Source organism: Sporosarcina sp. QA0331, from assembly GCF_055808055.1.
Genome location: NZ_CM147850.1, coordinates 3,480,318 through 3,499,609, shown reverse-complemented (window position 1 = coordinate 3,499,609; position 19,292 = coordinate 3,480,318). Strand labels below are relative to the sequence as shown.

The following is a 19,292-nucleotide window of genomic DNA, read 5'->3' as shown; positions in this document are numbered from 1 at the left end:
GATACGGCGTGGCGTTCTTTGCCACAGAGTATCGTCGACTTATGACCTCGAGCCCCTGGCGCCTGTAGCTGGACAAACGAAAAAACTGCACCGTGTGACTTAAAAGTCGACGGTGCAGTTTTTATCTATAAAGAGAAAGGGGGTGGGATGGTAGTAGTATCCCCTGGTTCTCGAAATGTTAAACCTCTTGGAATTGAATATTGTGCAGACGGGCAAAAATGCCGCCTTTTCTTACTAACTCATCGTATTTTCCGTCTTCCGCAATTCCTTCTTCCGTCACGACGACAACTCGATCTGCATCTCGGATTGTTGCCAATCGGTGGGCGATGACGAGTGTCGTCCGATTTTCGGCAAGCTCGTTCAGCGATTGTTGAATAATGCGCTCCGTTTCCGTATCAAGTGCGGACGTCGCTTCATCCAAAATGAGGATCGGAGGATTTTTCAAGAACATTCTCGCGATCGCAAGCCGCTGCTTCTGCCCGCCGGATAATTTCAATCCGCGTTCACCGATTTGCGTTTCATAGCCGTCAGGAAGCGACGCGATGAAATCCTCCAAATGCGCTTTTTTCGCAGCCGCTATCACTTCTTCATCTGTTGCATCCAAATTTCCGTACGCAATGTTTTCTTTAATCGTCCCTGTGAATAAAAAGACGTCCTGTTGCACGATTCCGATTTGTGAACGCAATGAATGCTGCGTCATGTTGCGGATGTCGATGCCGTCAATTGAAATCGCTCCGGAATCGACGTCGTAAAATCGCGGAATCAGGGAGCAGATTGTTGTCTTTCCAGCTCCTGATGGACCGACGAAGGCAATCGTTTCACCAGATTTGATTGATAAATCGATGCCGTTCAATACGTTTTTATTGTCATCGTATTGGAAATGGACATCATCGAAATAAATATCCCCATGCAAATGGCTGACAGTTTTCGCGCTTGGTCGATCTTTAATTTCCGGCTCCTGTTCAATCAAATCGAGAAATCTTCTGAAACCTGCCATCCCTTTCGGATACAGTTCAAGCAATGCACTGATTTTATCGACAGGCTTGATGAGAATATTGACGAAAAGGATGAATGCAACTAGATCCCCTATTAACAATCTTTCGTTGACTGTGAAATACGCTCCGACAACGAGGACGACCAATGTCACGAGCCTTGTCATCATATACATGCTCGAATGCGTCCACGCCATGACGTTATAGGCGACAAGCTTAGCGAGTCTGAAGTTGCCATTGTCTTTTTTGAATCGCGCAATTTCGAAGTCTTCATTCGTGAACGATTTGACAACCCGCGCACCAGACACCGAATCCTCGACTCGCGCATTGACATCTGCGATTTTCCCGTACATATTCTGCCACGCTTTATTCATTTTCATATTACAGAATGTCACAAGAACTACGAGGAGAGGCACCATGCAGATTGCGATGAGAGCCAGTTCAGGATTAATCCCGTACATAAGAATGAAAGCGCCGATAATTGTCATGACTGCAATGAAAGCATCCTCAGGCCCGTGGTGGGCGAGCTCACCGATATCGAATAGGTCATTCGTGATCCGGCTCATCACATGTCCGGTCTTCGTATTGTCAAAGAAACGGAATGATTGGCGGTGAACATGATTGAACAGCTGCTGTCTCATATCCGTCTCGATATTAATGCCAAGCTTATGCCCCAAGTAACTGACGATATATTGAAGGAATGTGCTTAACAAGTAAATTAGCAGCAATAAAACGCTCGTCGTGACGATTTTCCCCCAATCCCCGGTTGGCAATAGAGTGTTAATGAACCATTGGACTGCCATCGGAAACGCGAGTTCGAGCAAAGCGACAAACACGGCGCTTGAAAAGTCGATGATGAAAAGCCGTTTATGCGGCTTATAATAAGAAAAGAATTTTTTAAGCATAATTTTGACCCCCTTTCTGTAGTCCAAGCTATTATAGCGAAATTTTTTCAAAAGTGGTATGAAAAATTTCAGAAGTCGAAATAGTTGAATGGGTGAGAAAAGACATATGGTTATTAACTGGTAAAAAAGATTCAAATTATAGGAATTCCGAAAAATGGTGGAACCCTTTTCCTTTTATACCGTATCATTAGATGTGACATAAAGAGAAATACAGAAGGGAAGCGAATCAGATGAAAAAGTGGTTAAAGGGTCTTGGTGTTGGTGTTCTGGCGCTTGGGTTAGCGGCTTGTGGATCTGCAGCGGAACCGAAAAAGGATGCAGAAACTGGTAAAGAGGTAGAGTTGGAAAACAAAAGTGAGATGACGGCGCAGGAAGTATATAGTAAAGCGATGGAAGTGTCAGCAGAGCAAAAGAGCATGCATGCAGTCATGGATATCGACCAAAAAATTTCCATGCCAAGTCAAGAACTTGAATTGGATTCAAAAATCAAAATGGACATGGATGCCATTGTCGAGCCGATGGCAATGCACCAGAACATGAAAATGGACATGGGCGATCTAGGCAAGATGGATATGGAACTGTACATGACTGAAGCAGGTTTCTTCATGAACGACCCTGAGTCTGGTCAATGGATTAAGATGCCTAAGGACATGTACGACGAAATGATGGCGGAAATGGGCGGCGAAACAGATCCGACATTGGATATGAAAATGTTCAATGAGTTCAAAGATGATTTCAAGTTCGAACAGACGGACGACGAATACATCTTGACGCTTTCTGCTTCTGGGGATAAATTCAGCGGACTAATGAAAGAATTGATGGGATCTGCACTTCCTACGGATATGGAAATGACTGAGGAAGATGCGGATCTGTTGAACAACATGGATGTGAAAAGCCTTGAAGTGGTTATGTACATCGACAAAGAGACGTTTTACACGAATGCATTTGATTTAGACATGGATATGACGATGAAAATTGAAGACGAAGAAATGCACATCGTTCAAAAAATGAAATCTGTCATTTCGAAAATCAACGAAATCGATGAAATCGTCGTTCCTCAAGAGATTCTCGACGAAGCAGTTGACCTTGAAGAATTGATGAACCAAAGCCAAGAGTGAGAATGAGAAAGTGGTCATGGATAGCCAAAACCGGCTGTCTATGGCTGCTTTTTTTTTCGTCTAGACTCCGGATACCAAAAGCTCGGGTCATAAGTCAAAGCTAAAGCCGTGTCGAAGAACGGCTTTTGCGAGTAAAAGCGTAGCGTTAGGAACAGCGCAAAGAACGCCACGCCGCATCTTCGCCTTATGCCTAAGGCGGGCAGGATGCCGGTCATGCAGTCGTTGCCAATCGAACTACGAAGGGTTCGATTTGCCTTAATTTCTGTGTGCTTTGCAGAAATTTGGACGCGGCGTTCTTAGACTGCGATCCTTTGCTAGGCAGGCACCCTGCGCTTTTGTTATATGGACGAAAAGCGTTACATTCCCGTCACAATTGCTGAAACTGCATGAAGTGGGCATTTTATCAATCAATTCTCAACTAACAAACTCGTAACTGATAATCATTTTCAATTATCGGTTGACACTGAATCCATAACTGCTATAATTGGATTTGCAGCTAACTGATAATCGTTTTCACTTAAAAGATTCTCAGTTAGAGCAAATATTCGATATCGGAGTTCTTTCTTCATGAAGAAACGTTATTTGTTTATTGCACTACTAGCACTCTCATTTCTCTCATTATTCGTTGGAGTGAGTTCCATTAAACCGACGGATCTCCTCGATTTCGGATCTGAGGAGACAGAGATTTTTCTGATTAGCCGTGTGCCAAGACTTGTGGCGATTCTACTCGCTGGGGCAGGCATGAGCATCGCGGGCCTGATTATGCAGCAACTAAGCCGAAACAAATTCGTTTCGCCAACAACCGCAGGAACGTTGGATGCTACACGGTTAGGTATTTTAGTATCGATGTTATTGTTTACCAATGCATCGACGATCGAGAAGATGGTTGTGGCATTTGTATTCGCACTTGCAGGGACGTTGCTGTTCATGCAAATCCTCGACCGAATCAAGTTCAAGGATGCGATATTCATTCCGCTCGTCGGACTCATGTTTGGGAATATCTTGTCCTCGATCACGACGTTCTTCGCTTATAAGTCGAATGTCATCCAAAACATGTCCGCATGGCTGCAAGGTGACTTTTCGATGATTATGAAAGGGCGATATGAACTCCTATACATAAGCATCCCGGTGCTGATTATCACTTATTTGTACGCGAATCGCTTCACGGTCGCGGGAATGGGTGAGGATTTTTCAAAAAACCTGGGTCTTGCGTATAAGCGGATTGTCAATATCGGCCTCATCCTAGTGGCACTTGTTACGACGACTGTCATTTTGACGGTCGGGATGATTCCGTTTCTCGGTTTGATCATCCCAAACATCGTCTCGATTTTCCATGGCGATCATTTGAAGAAAACATTGCCGCACACCGCTTTGTTAGGTGCGATCTTCCTCCTGATCTGTGATATTTTAGGAAGGATTCTCATCTATCCCTATGAGATTTCCATCAGTCTGATGGTCGGTGTCATCGGAAGCGGTATATTCCTCTACTTGCTGTTTAGGAGGAAGGCATATGCGTAATTCTACTAAATTGATCATCTTATCTGTGTTGGCTGCCGTATTTTGTGCTTTATATTTATTCCACGATTTGAATGGCAGTTTTGACTATGCGCTTCCTCGCCGGGGCATTAAAGTGATCGCGATGGTGTTGACTGGGGTAGCAATTGCATATTCAACGGTCATATTCCAGACGATTACGCATAACCGGATCTTGACGCCAAGTATAATGGGATTAGATTCTTTGTATTTATTGCTTCAGACGGTCGTTATTTTCTTCCTTGGTTCAAACCATATTACAATCGTCAACAAGCATGTCAATTTCATTTTATCCGTTTCGACAATGATTGTTTTTGCGCTCATTTTATATCGTTTCCTTTTCAAAAGGGGCGGTCAGCCGATTTACTTCTTATTGCTCGTCGGGATAATTGTCGGGACATTTTTCGGAAGCATATCGACATTCCTGCAAGTTCTCATCGACCCGAATGAATTTATGCGGGTGCAGGATAAAATGTTTGCAAGCTTCAATAATGTAAGCGGCGAATTGGTTTGGTGGGCGCTTGGAATTGTCATCATCACATTCATCATCGGTTGGAAATCATTCAATGATCTCGATGTCCTGTCACTCGGAAGGGACACGGCAATCAATCTTGGTGTTTCGTATGATAAAGTCGTCAAGATGATGCTAGTCATATCTGCGGTTTTGATTTCCGTATCGACAGCGCTTGTCGGACCGATTACATTCTTTGGATTGATTGTGGCGAATTTATCTTATCAATTTTTAAAAACATATAAGCATACTGTTCTTATTGCAGGTGCTTCTGTCATGAGCATCATCGCGCTCGTCGGAGGACAGTGGGTCGTTGAAAGGATCTTCACGTTCTCGACGACGCTAAGTGTTATCATCAATTTTGCCGGCGGTATTTATTTCATCTATCTACTATTAAAGGAGAGTCGATCCTCATGATCCAAGTCCGAGAGTTGTCAAAGTTCTATGGAAAAAAAGCGGTCGTTGAAAAGGTGAGTGTCAATATCCATCGAGGAAAGATCACTTCTTTCATCGGGCCTAATGGAGCCGGGAAATCGACGTTGCTTTCAATGGTAAGCCGTCTGATTGATGCTGATACGGGTGAAGTGCTCGTAGATGATGATCGCGTTCAAAAAATGAAATCCAACGAATTTTCCAAGCGGGTTTCAATTTTGAAGCAGTCCAATTTCATGAATGTAAAATTGACGATCCGGGAATTGGTTTCGTTTGGACGTTTCCCTTATTCGCGAGGGAAGTTGAATGCTGAAGACATCCGGATTGTAGAACAGGCAATGGATTATATGGGATTGATGGATATGCAGCATAGCTATATGGATGAATTATCCGGCGGTCAACGTCAACGTGCTTTTATCGCAATGGTTATCGCCCAGGATACCGATTATATCCTATTGGATGAACCGTTGAATAACTTGGATATGAAACATTCCGTCCAAATTATGAAAATCCTGCGCAGATTGGTTGACGATCTTGGGAAGACTGTTGTCATCGTACTACATGACATTAACTTCGCATCTGTCTATTCCGATCGGATCGTCGCATTGAAAGATGGGCGGGTCGTCAGAGATGGTCTGACAGAAGAAATCATCAACTCGGATGCGTTGAAGGAAATTTATGATATGGATATTCCTATTAAAAGAATGAACAACTGTAATATTTGCGTCTATTTTAATTCTTAAAAAAGAAAAGGATGGTATCGATGAAAAAGCTTTCAATAACTCTTTTGCTGGCGGCTCTTATGATTGTACTTGCTGCATGCGGCACGAAGGACAAAGATAGTGAAAAAGCAACAGGTTCCGATGCAGAAAATAATAATGCAGCTGAAACGATTTCAGTTGAACATGAACTTAGCGACAAGCCAGTTGAAGTACCGAAAAACCCTGAAAAAGTAGTTGTTTTCGACTTCGGAACACTTGATACGTTGGATGAACTTGGTGTTGAAGTGGCAGGTTTGCCAAGAGCGAACGTTCCAGGATACCTTTCAAAGTATGACGACGATAAATATGAAAATCTCGGAAGCTTGAAAGAGCCTGATTTTGAAGCAATTCATGCAATGAAGCCAGACCTTATCATCATTTCAGGTCGCCAATCTGATTTATATGATCAACTATCTGAAATTGCTCCAACGATTTACGTTGGCATCGATACTGCGCATTATATCGATTCCTTCAAACATAATGCAGAATTGATGGGACAAATCTTTGGCAAGGAAGACGAAGTGAAAGCTGAGCTTGCGGATATTGATGAAAGAATCGCTGCAATTCAAGAAAAAACTTCTTCTGCTAATGAAAAGGCACTTATCGTTCTTGCAAATGAAGGCAAAGTGAGCGCATATGGACCAAATTCACGTTTCGGTCTCATCCACGACGTAATGGGCTATAAAGCAGCTGACGAAAAAATCGAAGTTTCTACACACGGACAAAGTGTCACATTTGAATACATCGTTGAGAAAAACCCAGACGTTCTATTCGTCATCGATCGTGATGCTGCAATCGGCAACGGTGCAAGCGCAAAAGATTCTATTGAAAATGATCTCGTGAAAAAGACCGATGCTTATAATAACAATAAGATCATCTACTTGAACGGGGAATATTGGTACCTTTCTGGCGGCGGTTTAATGTCCATGAAGGAAATGATTAAAGAAGTAGAAGCAGCACTATAACGCTCTCTCGTTTTGGGGAAACCGCAATTCATTGGGGTTTCCTCAGCCTGATTGAAAACGCTTGTCAGCCTAGGCGCGAAGTCGAGCGAAGACGCGAATAGAACTGAGGTTCATGAGCGGACGAGCGAGACGAGCAACAACGGATGCGAGCGTTTCTCAACAGGCTGAAAGGTTTGTTCACTAATTAGGTGAACAGACCTTTTTTTGTTATTATAAAAAATAAAATGGTGATTCGAGGTGAAAGTATGGGGAAGTCTGAACATGACGAAATTGTCCCAGCACAATTTAGCATCCGGCTCATCGAGCAAAATATCATCGCCATGCTTACCGTAACGCCTGGTAAACGAATCAGGCGACGGCTGCCCAATACTATCTTTCAGGAGGCTTACTCACTTGAATTGGAGGAGAGAATCGAGCCTTATAATGATTTAGATCCAGAAGAAGTCATGAAGAAGCTTGAAGAAATGGGCATTACAGAAAGGATCGACTACGCAGTCATACTAAAAGGATGCCGCACATTATTCCCCTATGAAGCGATCATCGCAAAAGGGCATCTGCCTGTTGAAGGGTTCGATGGAGACCTTTATTTGCCTAGGCGAAGCGAGCGCCGTTTTTATAGCGAAAGTGGAAAAGTAGATTTCAGGGAAATGAACCCGATAGAGTCCATCAAAGAAAACGAACTTGTTGCCACTTATTTGCCCGCTGTCCCTGGTGTGTACGGCATGGATGTATTTGGAAACACTGTTCCAACGAAAGAAGTTTGTGACTTGAACTTGAAGCTTGGCGACCAGTTGGAAATGTGCGGAAATGATCTATACGCCCGCTCACCTGGTCGGCTGCTAATGGAAAGGCACGGCCTATCCGTAAAAATTGACGTGACAAATGAATTCATTGTTGATGGAAATGTCGATTTAAGCAGTGGCAATATTCGTTTCAACGGTGATGTCCGTATTGGAAAAGACGTGGAAAACTCAATGTTCGTCGGCGCTACAGGAAAAGTCTTCATTCACGGGGTAGTCCGGAAAGCAACCGTCGAGGCGGGCGTATCCGCCGTCATAGAAGGTAACGTCTTTTCATCCACTGTAACCGTCGGAATGAAGGAAGTGTTGGAAGAAGTACTTGCTGAACAATTGAATAGCCTCCTTTGTTATTTGGACAGGATTAAGGACACCATCTTTCAAATCATCCATATCCGGGGCGTCCAGCCAGAAGAAGTCGACGCTAGTGAACTGAAAGATCTCGTGCGGGTCATTTTGAAGGAAAAGTATTTGGATTTTCAACAAGACAAACTTGAATTCATTCAAAAGGCGAAGAATCATTCCACCCAACTGTCGCCGGAATGGGAGCCGGTCATAGAGAAATTATATAACGTCTTTACGGACACGTCGTTGACAGTCGTCAGGAACGCGGAAGAATTTTCAAAGCTTTTGAAGGAAGCCTATGCGCTTGTAGAGCAATTCTCGGCAAAGGGAGGCAGTAATTCTTTTCTAAAGCTCCCGTACGCTATTAATAGCGTCTTGTCGTGCAACGGATCTATCGAGGTGACGGATACAGGACTTTATAATTGCTCAGTCACTGCGAAGAAGCGAGTTTCTGTTGAAGGCTGCTGTCGTGGTGGGTGCATCGAAGCAGGTGAAAAGGTGTCCATTAAGGAAACTGGCTCCACGAAGGGTGTGAAAACGGTCATCAAGACGGATAGTGGCGGGACGATTACGATTGGCCTCGCCCGTTGCGGCACGGAAATTTGGATTGGAGATACCGTCCATCATATTGATGTGGATAAACTAGGGGTTCATGCGCGAATGTTAGATGGGCGATTAAGCATCGTTTAAAAAACTGCTTGTGATTACTAGTAGTCTGATAGTATAATGACAAGTGTCAAGACACTAAACTATACAACGAAGGGCAGACTGATTTTGAATACAAAAAATAGCAGCATCTCCCGCAATAAATTACTCGCGATTTCTGGGACAGGTTGGATGTTCGACGCGATGGATGTCGGCATCCTATCGTTCGTCATTGCAGCCATTTCGGTCGAATGGCATCTGACGACAAGTGAAATGGGTTGGATCGGAAGCATGAACTCGATCGGCATGGCAATCGGGGCATTCGGCTTTGGATTGCTTGCCGACCGGATCGGAAGAAAAAATGTTTTTATGATGACGCTCGTACTCTTTTCATTGGCGAGTGGATTATCGGCACTGACGACGACGTTGACCGTCTTCCTCATTTTGCGCTTTTTCGTAGGGGCAGGTCTCGGAGGGGAGCTTCCAGTCGCCTCGACGCTCGTCTCAGAGAGTGTATCCGCGAAAGAGCGCGGACGAGTCGTCGTCTTGTTGGAAAGCTTCTGGGCGGCAGGCTGGCTCATCGCCGCGTTGCTTGCGTACTTCATCATCCCTGAATTCGGATGGCGGATAGCGCTCATTCTGACCGCACTCCCAGCATTTTACGCTATCTATTTACGGCGCAACTTGCCCGACTCCCCGAAATTTGAAAGGGAGGGAGAACCGAAACAGACAATCGGCGACAAGTTGAAGCTAATTTGGTCCAAGCCATACGCGCGGAGGACGACGATGCTTTGGATCGTCTGGTTCACCGTCGTGTTTTCCTATTACGGCATGTTCCTCTGGCTGCCGAGCGTCATGGTCATGAAAGGATTCGATATGATCCATAGCTTCAAGTATGTGCTCATCATGACACTCGCACAATTGCCGGGCTATTTCACAGCTGCCTGGCTTATTGAAAGGGCAGGTCGAAAATTTGTCCTTGCGACATACTTGATCGGAACAGCAGTGAGCGCGCTTCTTTTCGGAAATGCTGAGTCGCTTACGATGCTGCTCATTTCAGGCGCTTTCCTTTCATTCTTCAACTTAGGGGCGTGGGGGGCATTATACGCCTATTCACCGGAACAATATCCAACCGCCGTCCGTGCGACCGGATCGGGAATGGCGGCCGCAGTCGGCAGAATCGGCGGCATCTTCGGCCCATTGCTTGTCGGCTCGATGTTAACTGCTGGCTACAGCTTCGGATTCATTTTCACGATCTTCTGCGGTGCCATCATACTCGGCGTCATCGCGGTTCTGCTGCTAGGGACCGAAACAAAACAATTGGAATTAGAATAAACGACAGGGACTGCTATTTGGCAATCCTTCAGGCTGTAGACAAACACCATGAATTTTGGTGTTTGCCTATGGTCTTTTTTCTTTTAAAATAGTAGAGATAAAGCTAACAGTGTTGATTTCTGCTGCGAGCGGACGCTTTCCGCGGGCACGGCTTCAGCCGCTTCCCTCGCTGCGCTCAGTCCAGGGTCTTCAGCTCGCGCTGTTCCCGCAGGAGTCGCCGCTCTCCGCTCCAATCAACGGAGTTCGCTACTAACCGAATGAGGTGATGGATATGATGACGAAGAATCAAATTAATGAACGTGAACAGTTAGAAATGCTAACCATAGAGCAGTTGGTTCCTCAAGACCATCTGGTGCGCAAACTGGATGCGGCCCTTGATTTTTCCTTCATCTATCCATTAGTTGAAGATCTGTATTCAACCATTGGGCGGCCTAGCATAGATCCTGTCGTACTCATCAAGATGACATTCATTCAGTATACCTTCGGCATCCGCTCTATGCGCCAGACAATCAAGGAAATTGAAGCGAACGTGGCATATCGCTGGTTCCTTGGCTTCGGCTTTCATACAGAGGTTCCTCACTTCTCCACGTTCGGGAAGAACTATGTCCGTCGATTTGCAGATACGGGTCTGTTCGAGCAGATCAGGGAATATCCACGACAGCAACATGCTTGAACCATTAGTCCGGAAGATCATCGACCAAGTAGGACGTCCAGTCGTCGTTGCCGCCGATGCAGCTTACAAAACACCAGCCATTGCCAACTTCCTTTTAGAGAATCAGGTTCTTCCTGCACTTCCGTACAAACGACGAATGACAAAAGAAGGCTTTTTCAGAAAACACGAGTATGTCTATGACGAGCATTACGACTGCTATCTCTGTCCCGAAGGACAGGTGCTAACCTACCGAACAACAACGAAGGAAGGATACCGCCAATATGCATCGACGCCTTCTATTTGTGCCGCATGTCCAGTGATTGGCCAATGCACGCAAAGTAAGAATCAACAAAAGATGATTCAGAGGCATGTCTGGCAGGACTATTTGGATGTAGCTGAGGACTTGCAACATAATCATGAAATCAAGGAAATATCCGGAAAGCGCAAAGAGACGATTGAGCGCGTCTTTGCTGCTATAAATTTGAAGAAGCTGGCAAGTTGGACGTGGTGAGCGCCAGCTGTGAAGGCTGAAATGATGACCCTGTCTTAAGGGATTTCCAGTTGATTGGAGTGTAGGGCGGCGACTCCTGGGCGATCAGCGCAGCGTGAAGACCCCGCAGGAAAAGCCGTAACGAAGAACGGCTTTTGCGACCAAAAGCGAAGCGTTGGGAGCAGCACCTCCGAGGAGGCTGAGGGCAAGCCCCCGGAAAGCGTCCGCCCGAAACGGAAATCAACGTTATTTCAGTCTACTAACAGTTAAAATTCACATGTTTTTTAAGCAAAAGGGTTGGGAATCTACGATTTCCAACCCTTTTGTCTACAGTCTGAAGGACTGCTTATTTGGCAGTCCTTTTTCAATGTTTGGATGCCATTTGTGAAGGCTATAGAAGAAGAGTGTGAAGATACATAGAATATGGATTTGATAGAAGAGGAGAGATGGAAACGTGAAGAACAGACTGCAACTATTCTTCTTTGCACTTGTGCTCGTTTTGGGCCTTGCTGCATGTGGAAATGACAAGGACGACGGCTCAACTGATGCAACGACAGGCAAAGATACGGAGACGACAACAGGTGATACGGAAGGTGCTGACTCGAATGCTGAAGAGGATGAAGCAGAAGACGATGCGGAAGCAGGGAATGAACAGCAAAACGACCAAACAATCGGCTTGACGATGGACGAATTCAAGGAACGATTCAATGAGCATGCTGCTGCGCAAGGTTTGGACTACAAAATTGAAAATTTCGAGTGGCTTGACCAAGCTGACGGCACGCAAACGGTGACCATTGAATTGCATGATGACCTCAGAATCAGCGGTTTATCAACAGGTGAAAAGGACGAGATGAAAGCGATTCTGCTGGAAGTTGAAGGGTTTGAACCCCGTCAAACCGCATTCGATATTGTCGATGTCATTATCAAATCAGTTGGCAACGTTGCTGACGATGATGCAACAAAAATTATGGATGGACTCGGATTGGAAGAACCGAATGAGGAGGGGAATTATATAGAAACGGATGTCGAGCATGATGGCTTGAAATAATTATTGCTTAGTGAAAGGTCGGATTACTTCGAGTTTGGCATCGCAAACCAAAACGACCCCGATCTCATTGCCGAATAAAAATCTCACTGACGACCCTGTTTGAGGATCGTCAGTTTTTTATTAGCTTCGCGAAGTTCATGCCCGTAGTGAGGCGTTCGGCGTCCAAAGCAAGGCATTCCGCGCCCAAAGCGAGACAATTCGCGTCCAAAGAACGTCCCCTCACGTTAATACTCTCTCTCCTCTATCGGAAACTTCAACAAAATGAAACTTCCAATAGGTTCCATACGTAGTTAGCCATATAGAGAGGGGATGTTGATATGTCAATCAAGAACTTCAACGTGTCGATTTCGCCAGGGGAAGCAGTGGACACCATTCAGTCTGAAATCCTCCGTGGAAGCATTAGCGGTACGTTAGTAGATCATTATATGAGGACAGCCGGTTCAACGGAAGTCCATGTATTAATTATGGAAAAATACTATATGCGCTCGAATAACAGGGCATCCGTAACGACGACTATTGATAACTTTGACGGGTCGACACGTGTCCATGTCGTTGCGGCAGGCAGCTCGGAAGGTGTATTTTTCCGCTTCGATTGGGGAGCGGGCAATAGCTTTGCGACAAGTGTAGAGCGTGCATTGGAACAATATATCGTTGGGGGTGAATGAATTGATTCATAAGGTAATGCAGCAATATTTTTCAAAGCCGGTAACACGCCATGAAATTTTGCGAGACAAGGATCGGCTTGTTGCAGAGGTGGAAGTGGATGGGGAAACGTATTTTCTAAAAGGAGAGAAGCTGACGACTCAATTCGTAGAAACGATGATTGCATTTACAGAGCAAATGAGCGACGTTGGACTTCCTTTCATCGTGCCGGAAAGAGCGATGGATGGGGAACGTTACGTCATACACAGCGACTTGTTTTTTATTTTGGAACGAAAAGGGATTGGAGAAGAGATTAACAGTCTCCGGTTGGAACATATTGTAGAGCTGGGCATTATGCTTGGTAAAGAGCACGCCGTTTCTGCTACCACTAACTTGCAATTCGGCAGGGGAACGAGCTGGGGCATGTTTGGCGGGAATGAAACAGATGACCTAGGTGACTATGACGAAAACGAATTATGCTACTTGGACTTGGTTCGTTCTGTTAAGGAGAGTGGGCAGTTTGAAAAGGAGTTGTCCGCGATTCAAGAATTATATTTGACGAGAAGAGCCATTCTACAAGCGGAGTGGCATGAGGTGCCTATAGGTCCTGTACAAGGGGACCTAGCACCGTATAATCTGTTATTCCAAGACGACAAGATTTCCGCCATATTTGACTTTGATGTAGGCGGTGAAGAAGTTCTTGTGAATGAATGCGTCGCTCAAGCAATTTTCTTGGCATGGCATCATGACTTCGAAGGAAAAGAAACTCATAAGGAACGATACGAAGCATACATAGACGCTTATGAAACTGAAAGACCTTTATCTGATCGCGAAAAGGAGATGATCCCTCATCTATTCGCAATTATCCGCGCATTTCGATATGATCGGATAGGAGAAGGAATCGAGAAGATCAAACAAGGTGAAGGGAAAGCATTTATAGATGAAACAATCATGCTGTTGCAAGGCTGAAAGGGAGTGTGTCGATGTTTCGCATACCTGAATCGATTGCTGAACTTGGCAGAGAGCGGATCAAAGGGTTTCCCGTGGAAGGTTTTGTCTATGGGGAAGGACCCCAGAAGCCTGAGCTAATGTTGATCGGCGAAGCGCCGGGGGAATTCGAGGCTGTGGATGGAATTCCTTTCATCGGCAGGGCCGGCAAGGAATTGATGAAGTCGCTTGATTCGATCGGACTTACTCGTGACGATGTGTATATTACGAGTACAGTGCGCAGCCGTCCATACAAATGGGGAGAAAAGCGAGAGAGGGACGGCACGATGACGGAGCGGAAGTACAATCGGCCGCCGACGAAGAAAGAGATATTGGCGCATGCCCCAGTGCTTGATTATGAGTTGGCGAATATCCAGCCGAAGCTCATTGTAGCGCTAGGCAATGTCGGATTGCAAAGGCTGCTCGGGAAAGAGGCGAAAGTGACGGAGCTGCATGGCCAATTGTTGGAGCGGCCAGTTCGGTTTCTCCCTGATCTCGATGCAACTGCATTTGAGTGGACCGACCGATTGTATCGAATAGTCCCGACTTTCCATCCGGCAGCTGTCTTTTATCGACCGTCCCACCGTCCCGACTTAGATGCGGATTGGTTGGCGATTGGCAAGATGCTGGAGGAATTGTAAGATGAATGAAAAGTCATATAACCGGATTCTAATTATAGGCTGTAGCGGGGCGGGAAAGTCAACGCTATCCGTTGAGCTTGCAGAACGTCTCGGATTGCCGGTTCTTCATTTGGATGCCCTTTTCTGGAATGAAGGATGGGTGCCGACGCCGAAGCCCGAATTTCGGAAAAAACTTCAGAACGAATTAGAAAAGCCCGCATGGATCATCGATGGAAATTTCAACTCCACGATTGAGATGCGGGCTCAATATGCTGATTTGATTATCTTCCTCGACTTTCCGAACTGGCTATGCCTGTCGAGGGTTTTCAAAAGAAGATGGATGTATCGCGGGAAAACGCGTCCGGATATGGCGGAAGGTTGTCAAGAAAAGGTCGATTGGGAGTTTGTGAAGTTCATATGGACGTATCCGAAGAAGAAGCGGCCAGGCGTTTTGCAAATGCTTGAGCGTGCCAATGCGGAAGTGTTGATTTTGAAATCGCCGAGGAAAATGGAGAGATGGTTTACAACGTTGAGTGTGGGGGGACGTTAATTGAAAAAGGTAGTTTGGATCGGCGTCATCATTGGTTTTGTGGTGGTATTTGTAACAACAATATTTTTTCCGTATTCGTTTTTCAGCGTCTACAAGTCTGTTTCAGTTAAAACGGAGCTTCCTATTTTACAAGATTACAAAATGAAATTATACGAATTTAAGAAGGCGGATGAAGAGAATGAAGGTTGGAATCTGCTAAAGGACTATAGACTGGATCATGTAAAGAGCGCTACTGAATACGTTCTCAAAACGTACGAATTGGATTTGATGACGACTTCCAGATCGAAAATAAGTAAAAGAGAATTGGATGAGATGTTGGAGAGCGTTAGAAGCTTGCGGAACAACCTATTGCATATCACTTTTGAAGAAGAACACTCATCCGAATCCAGGAAGTATTTATATGCAACTTTGCGGTGGAGCCAAGCAGCTGAGGAAGACATTGTGAGGATTAAGAGTTCCCCTTATACGAGATTCCAATTAATCGATCTAATTGAAGAAATTCAAAATGACATTAGGATGAGCTTTGATATGTATATACAGTTTTATAATGCTTATTATTGGTATGAGGGAGAATAGAGCGTCTGCAAATGTTTATGCGCGATTGTACACAGTTATGAGCGTTTAGAAGGGTTTATGCGTGGACTTTTGCATTTATGCGTACTTTCGTGGTTTTATGCGTTTATGGGACGGGTTATGCGCGTCTGGATGAATTTATGCGTATTTGGGGAATAGAGAGGGTTGATTGGATGGAAAATGAGTTGAAAACGAAGGGATCGATGAAGGAGTTCATTGCTTTATTGCGTCAGCTGAAATGGCCGAAGGGGAAGACGGCGATTGCGCTTGTTCTTGCTCTGTTTTCGACTGCGGCGAGTTTGGCGGTTCCGTTAGTGACAAGGGAGCTTGTTGATTCGTTGACGGCGGCATCGTTTAATTGGAAAACAGCCGTGTTCCTTTTTACGGTTTTTATTCTACAAGCTGTTTTAGGTGGGGTTTCGTATTATTTGCTTGCGTATATCGGCGAAACGATAGTTGCTGATTTGCGGGGCAAGCTATGGGGGAAAGTGCTTCGGCTTCCGGTTCCCTATTATGATGAAAATGAAACCGGTGAAACGATGAGCCGCATTACGCAAGATACGACGATGCTGAAGCAATTAGTGTCGGATCATCTCGTGTCGTTCATAACGGGTATCATTTCAATCATAGGAGCGGTTGCGATTCTGTTGTATTTGGATTGGAAAATGACGTTGATCATGTTGATTAGCATTCCGGTCAGCATGGCGATCATTTTTCCGCTTGGCCGGATCATGCACAAGATTGCGAAGGCGACACAAGGGGAGATGGCGAAGTTTTCGGGGCATCTCAGCCGTGTGCTTGGCGATATTCGTTTAGTGAAGGCGTACCGGGCGGAGCCGAATGAAGGGGTGAAAGGCGAGAAGGCGATTCAGTCCTTGTTTTCATTCGGATTGAAGGAAGCGAGGATCCAAGCGATTATATCACCGGTCATGACGCTTGTGATGATGAGCATTTTAGTCGTCATTTTAGGGTATGGCGGTGCGCAAGTTTCAAAAGGTGTTTTATCCGCGGGAACGCTCGTCGCCATTATTTTTCTCATGTTCCAAATCATTATGCCGTTTGCCCAAATGGCGCAAGTGTTTACAATTTTCCAGAAGGCAGTCGGCGCAACGGAGCGGATTCAGCAGATTTTAGGAATGGACAGCGAGAAGTCGGAAGGTACTACTATGGTGCCGGACGGAAGTATTCGTTTCGAATCGGTTAGCTTTTCGTACGAAAGTGGAAAGGAAGTTTTAGAGGGGATTTCATTCCAAGCAAAACCCGGGACGGTCACCGCATTTGTCGGACCGAGCGGCGGCGGGAAAACGACGATTTTTTCTTTGATTGAACGATTTTATTTGCCAACGGAAGGTGAGATTACCATCGGAGATGTACTGATCTCGGATATCTCATTGTCCGATTGGAGGAAGCGGATCGGCTATGTGTCCCAGGAAAGCCCGTTGTTGAGCGGAACGATTATGGACAATATTGCGTACGGCTTAGAAGTGCGTCCGACACTTGAGGAAGTGCGGAAGGCTGCTGAGGCGGCGAATGCTCTGCAATTTATTGAAGCGATGTCAGACGGCTTTGAAACCCTCGTAGGGGAAAGGGGAATGAAGCTTTCGGGTGGGCAACGGCAGCGGATTGCAATTGCGAGGGCGTTATTGCATGATCCGGAAATTTTGCTGCTGGACGAAGCGACCTCGAACTTGGACAGCGGATCCGAAGCGCATGTCCAAGAGGCGTTGCAGAGATTGATGGAAGGAAGAACGACGCTCATTATAGCGCATCGTTTATCGACTGTCATTGATGCGGACCAGCTCATTTTCCTTGAAGCGGGGCGTATTACGGGGATTGGCACGCATAATGAATTAATTGAATCACATCCTCTTTATAAAGAGTTTGCGGAAGGGCAAGGATTGTCGTAACCTATTTGAATAAAACATTAGAAGAATATTATCGGAGGAAATATGTAATGGCAACAAAGAAATCGCTTGCGGATTATCAAACAGAATATGAGGAAATAATTCATTCAGACCAACCGAAAAGAGATATGCTTCTCGTCGGTTTAATGAATGAGTTGGAGAAGCAATACAAGATTCCCATGCCAAGAAATAAAGAGTGGGAAAGAGAGAACCCGAAAATCGCAGCGATGTACAGAAAATTAATGATAACAAGATCACTGTAAAATAATGAAGAGAAAAATTTGCACGGATGGAGGATATGGATGTACGAGCCGATTGATAAATCATTTTTTGAACCGCATGTGCTGGAGCTTGCTCGCAATCTTATCGGACAATATATTGTGCATGAGCGGCCGGATGGGGTCATTGCCGCAAGGATTGTTGAGACGGAAGCGTATCACGGACCTGAAGATCGTGCGGCACACAGTTTCGGGAACCGGCGTACGAAGCGGACGGAGATCATGTTCGGCGCTCCCGGGCTTGTGTATACGTATCAAATGCATACCCATACGCTGATGAATGTCGTGAGTGGACCGATTGGGACGCCGCATGCTGTTCTGATCCGTGCGGCGGAACCTGTCGATGGACTAGAGCTGATGAGGAATAATCGCGGTTCACATTTAAAAATGAAAGATTGGACGAATGGGCCAGGCAAGCTATCAAAAGCGCTCGGTGTGACGATGCAGTATTATGGGCATCATTGGGCGGACGAGCCGCTGTTCGTTGCCGAAGGTCCAGGTGGAACTGAGATTGAAACGGGCCCTCGTGTAGGGATTGGCAATTCCGGAGAAGCCGTCCATTATCCATGGAGATTTTTTGAAAAAGATAATCCTTTTGTCTCAAAGTATCGCCCTTAAGTTTAGTAGCGCAACAGTGTGGAATAGTAGTAAGGTGAAAATAAACGAAAGGGTGAGTGCTTGAATGGCAAAAATTGCTACAGTAATTACGAATCTATTCGAAGACTCGGAGTATACGGAGCCAGCTAAAGCTTTTGAGGAAGCGGGACATGAAGTCGTCACGATCGAGAAAGAAGCTGGCAAGGAAGTGAAAGGTAAGCAAGGTGAGTCGACGGTCAAGATTGATGTTGGAATTGACGATGCTTCGCCTGAAGACTTCGATGCTCTGTTCATTCCAGGCGGCTTTTCGCCAGATCAGCTACGGGCGGACGATCGATTCGTTCAATTTGCGAAAAAGTTCATGGATGATAAGAAGCCTGTATTCGCCATTTGCCATGGACCTCAATTGCTGCTTACGGCAAAGACATTGGATGGCAGAGATGCAACGGGATATAAGTCCATCAAAGTCGATATGGAATATGCAGGTGCAAAATATGCGGATAAAGAAGTTGTCGTTTGTCAAAACCAATTGGTGACGAGCCGGACGCCAGATGACTTGCCGGCATTCATCGAAGAATCTAAGAAATTACTTGCAAAATAATAAAGTGGAGC

18 protein-coding genes and 1 pseudogene are annotated in these 19,292 nt (G+C 45.4%); 18 read left to right on the top strand and 1 reads right to left on the bottom strand.

All coding sequences use genetic code 11. The features are described from left to right. Positions 1-178: 178 nt before the first annotated feature. A complete protein-coding gene (locus AC0L13_RS17705; protein WP_473641927.1) occupies positions 179-1,897 on the bottom strand; it encodes an ABC transporter ATP-binding protein in 1,719 nt (572 codons plus the stop codon). A 230-nt stretch (positions 1,898-2,127) separates the two neighbouring features. Here AC0L13_RS17705 and AC0L13_RS17700 point away from each other — a divergent pair, with 230 nt between their 5' ends. The 18 genes and pseudogenes from AC0L13_RS17700 (at position 2,128) to AC0L13_RS17615 (ending at position 19,281) form a co-directional block, all read left to right on the top strand. Then, positions 2,128-3,015 carry a DUF6612 family protein gene (locus AC0L13_RS17700; RefSeq protein ID WP_473641925.1) on the top strand — a complete coding sequence of 296 codons (888 nt, stop codon included), beginning with the start codon at positions 2,128-2,130 and terminating at the stop codon, positions 3,013-3,015. A 567-nt stretch (positions 3,016-3,582) separates the two neighbouring features. Next, positions 3,583-4,533 carry an ABC transporter permease gene (locus AC0L13_RS17695; protein WP_473641923.1) on the top strand — a complete coding sequence of 317 codons (951 nt, stop codon included), beginning with the start codon at positions 3,583-3,585 and terminating at the stop codon, positions 4,531-4,533. Further along, positions 4,526-5,476, top strand: a complete 951-nt coding sequence (locus tag AC0L13_RS17690; RefSeq protein ID WP_473641921.1) for an iron chelate uptake ABC transporter family permease subunit — start codon at positions 4,526-4,528, stop codon at positions 5,474-5,476. The genes AC0L13_RS17695 and AC0L13_RS17690 overlap by 8 nt, the downstream gene beginning before the upstream one ends. Next, a complete protein-coding gene (locus AC0L13_RS17685) occupies positions 5,473-6,234 on the top strand; it encodes an iron ABC transporter ATP-binding protein (protein WP_440499126.1) in 762 nt (253 codons plus the stop codon). The genes AC0L13_RS17690 and AC0L13_RS17685 overlap by 4 nt, the downstream gene beginning before the upstream one ends. Before the next feature lie 20 nt (positions 6,235-6,254). Then, a complete protein-coding gene (locus AC0L13_RS17680; protein WP_473641918.1) occupies positions 6,255-7,217 on the top strand; it encodes a siderophore ABC transporter substrate-binding protein in 963 nt (320 codons plus the stop codon). A gap of 245 nt (positions 7,218-7,462) precedes the next feature. Beyond that, the gene (locus AC0L13_RS17675) at positions 7,463-9,049 is read left to right on the top strand and encodes a flagellar assembly protein A (protein WP_473641916.1); all 1,587 of its coding nucleotides are present in this window, start codon (positions 7,463-7,465) and stop codon (positions 9,047-9,049) included. A 147-nt stretch (positions 9,050-9,196) separates the two neighbouring features. Next, the gene (locus AC0L13_RS17670; protein WP_473647108.1) at positions 9,197-10,339 is read left to right on the top strand and encodes an MFS transporter; all 1,143 of its coding nucleotides are present in this window, start codon (positions 9,197-9,199) and stop codon (positions 10,337-10,339) included. A gap of 271 nt (positions 10,340-10,610) precedes the next feature. Continuing rightward, positions 10,611-11,454: pseudogene (locus AC0L13_RS17665) on the top strand (transposase); the annotation flags it as partial. A gap of 481 nt (positions 11,455-11,935) precedes the next feature. Next, the gene (locus AC0L13_RS17660) at positions 11,936-12,529 is read left to right on the top strand and encodes a hypothetical protein (protein WP_473641914.1); all 594 of its coding nucleotides are present in this window, start codon (positions 11,936-11,938) and stop codon (positions 12,527-12,529) included. A gap of 317 nt (positions 12,530-12,846) precedes the next feature. Further along, positions 12,847-13,194, top strand: a complete 348-nt coding sequence (locus tag AC0L13_RS17655; protein WP_473641912.1) for a DUF6054 family protein — start codon at positions 12,847-12,849, stop codon at positions 13,192-13,194. A gap of 1 nt (position 13,195) precedes the next feature. Next, positions 13,196-14,140, top strand: a complete 945-nt coding sequence (locus tag AC0L13_RS17650) for a phosphotransferase enzyme family protein (protein WP_473641910.1) — start codon at positions 13,196-13,198, stop codon at positions 14,138-14,140. Between the two features lie 14 nt (positions 14,141-14,154). Beyond that, positions 14,155-14,799 (top strand): uracil-DNA glycosylase, encoded by a 645-nt coding sequence (locus tag AC0L13_RS17645; protein ID WP_473641908.1) that lies wholly within the window; start codon positions 14,155-14,157, stop codon positions 14,797-14,799. 1 nt (position 14,800) lies between these two features. Continuing rightward, the gene (locus AC0L13_RS17640; protein ID WP_473641906.1) at positions 14,801-15,328 is read left to right on the top strand and encodes an AAA family ATPase; all 528 of its coding nucleotides are present in this window, start codon (positions 14,801-14,803) and stop codon (positions 15,326-15,328) included. Continuing rightward, positions 15,329-15,904: a hypothetical protein gene (locus tag AC0L13_RS17635; protein WP_473641904.1), complete on the top strand. Its 576-nt coding sequence runs from the start codon at positions 15,329-15,331 to the stop codon at positions 15,902-15,904. A gap of 170 nt (positions 15,905-16,074) precedes the next feature. After that, positions 16,075-17,808 (top strand): ABC transporter ATP-binding protein, encoded by a 1,734-nt coding sequence (locus AC0L13_RS17630; protein WP_473641902.1) that lies wholly within the window; start codon positions 16,075-16,077, stop codon positions 17,806-17,808. Between the two features lie 47 nt (positions 17,809-17,855). Further along, positions 17,856-18,068, top strand: coding sequence for a hypothetical protein (locus AC0L13_RS17625; RefSeq protein WP_473641900.1), 213 nt, complete (start codon positions 17,856-17,858; stop codon positions 18,066-18,068). Positions 18,069-18,107: 39 nt separating this feature from the next. Beyond that, positions 18,108-18,701: a DNA-3-methyladenine glycosylase gene (locus AC0L13_RS17620; RefSeq protein ID WP_473641898.1), complete on the top strand. Its 594-nt coding sequence runs from the start codon at positions 18,108-18,110 to the stop codon at positions 18,699-18,701. Between the two features lie 64 nt (positions 18,702-18,765). Further along, the gene (locus tag AC0L13_RS17615; RefSeq protein WP_473641896.1) at positions 18,766-19,281 is read left to right on the top strand and encodes a type 1 glutamine amidotransferase domain-containing protein; all 516 of its coding nucleotides are present in this window, start codon (positions 18,766-18,768) and stop codon (positions 19,279-19,281) included. The last annotated feature ends 11 nt before the right edge of the window (positions 19,282-19,292 follow it).

Excerpts from the sequence above, each read along its gene's own strand:
- AC0L13_RS17705 (WP_473641927.1), bottom strand. The coding sequence starts at position 1,897 with ATGCTTAAAAAATTCTTTTCTTATTATAAGCCGCATAAACGGCTTTTC.
- AC0L13_RS17700 (WP_473641925.1), top strand. The coding sequence starts at position 2,128 with ATGAAAAAGTGGTTAAAGGGTCTTGGTGTTGGTGTTCTGGCGCTTGGG.
- AC0L13_RS17695 (WP_473641923.1), top strand. The coding sequence starts at position 3,583 with ATGAAGAAACGTTATTTGTTTATTGCACTACTAGCACTCTCATTTCTC.
- AC0L13_RS17690 (WP_473641921.1), top strand. The coding sequence starts at position 4,526 with ATGCGTAATTCTACTAAATTGATCATCTTATCTGTGTTGGCTGCCGTA.
- AC0L13_RS17685 (WP_440499126.1), top strand. The coding sequence starts at position 5,473 with ATGATCCAAGTCCGAGAGTTGTCAAAGTTCTATGGAAAAAAAGCGGTC.
- AC0L13_RS17680 (WP_473641918.1), top strand. The coding sequence starts at position 6,255 with ATGAAAAAGCTTTCAATAACTCTTTTGCTGGCGGCTCTTATGATTGTA.
- AC0L13_RS17675 (WP_473641916.1), top strand. The coding sequence starts at position 7,463 with ATGGGGAAGTCTGAACATGACGAAATTGTCCCAGCACAATTTAGCATC.
- AC0L13_RS17670 (WP_473647108.1), top strand. The coding sequence starts at position 9,197 with ATGTTCGACGCGATGGATGTCGGCATCCTATCGTTCGTCATTGCAGCC.
- AC0L13_RS17655 (WP_473641912.1), top strand. The coding sequence starts at position 12,847 with ATGTCAATCAAGAACTTCAACGTGTCGATTTCGCCAGGGGAAGCAGTG.
- AC0L13_RS17645 (WP_473641908.1), top strand. The coding sequence starts at position 14,155 with ATGTTTCGCATACCTGAATCGATTGCTGAACTTGGCAGAGAGCGGATC.
- AC0L13_RS17640 (WP_473641906.1), top strand. The coding sequence starts at position 14,801 with ATGAATGAAAAGTCATATAACCGGATTCTAATTATAGGCTGTAGCGGG.
- AC0L13_RS17630 (WP_473641902.1), top strand. The coding sequence starts at position 16,075 with ATGGAAAATGAGTTGAAAACGAAGGGATCGATGAAGGAGTTCATTGCT.
- AC0L13_RS17625 (WP_473641900.1), top strand. The coding sequence starts at position 17,856 with ATGGCAACAAAGAAATCGCTTGCGGATTATCAAACAGAATATGAGGAA.
- AC0L13_RS17620 (WP_473641898.1), top strand. The coding sequence starts at position 18,108 with ATGTACGAGCCGATTGATAAATCATTTTTTGAACCGCATGTGCTGGAG.
- AC0L13_RS17615 (WP_473641896.1), top strand. The coding sequence starts at position 18,766 with ATGGCAAAAATTGCTACAGTAATTACGAATCTATTCGAAGACTCGGAG.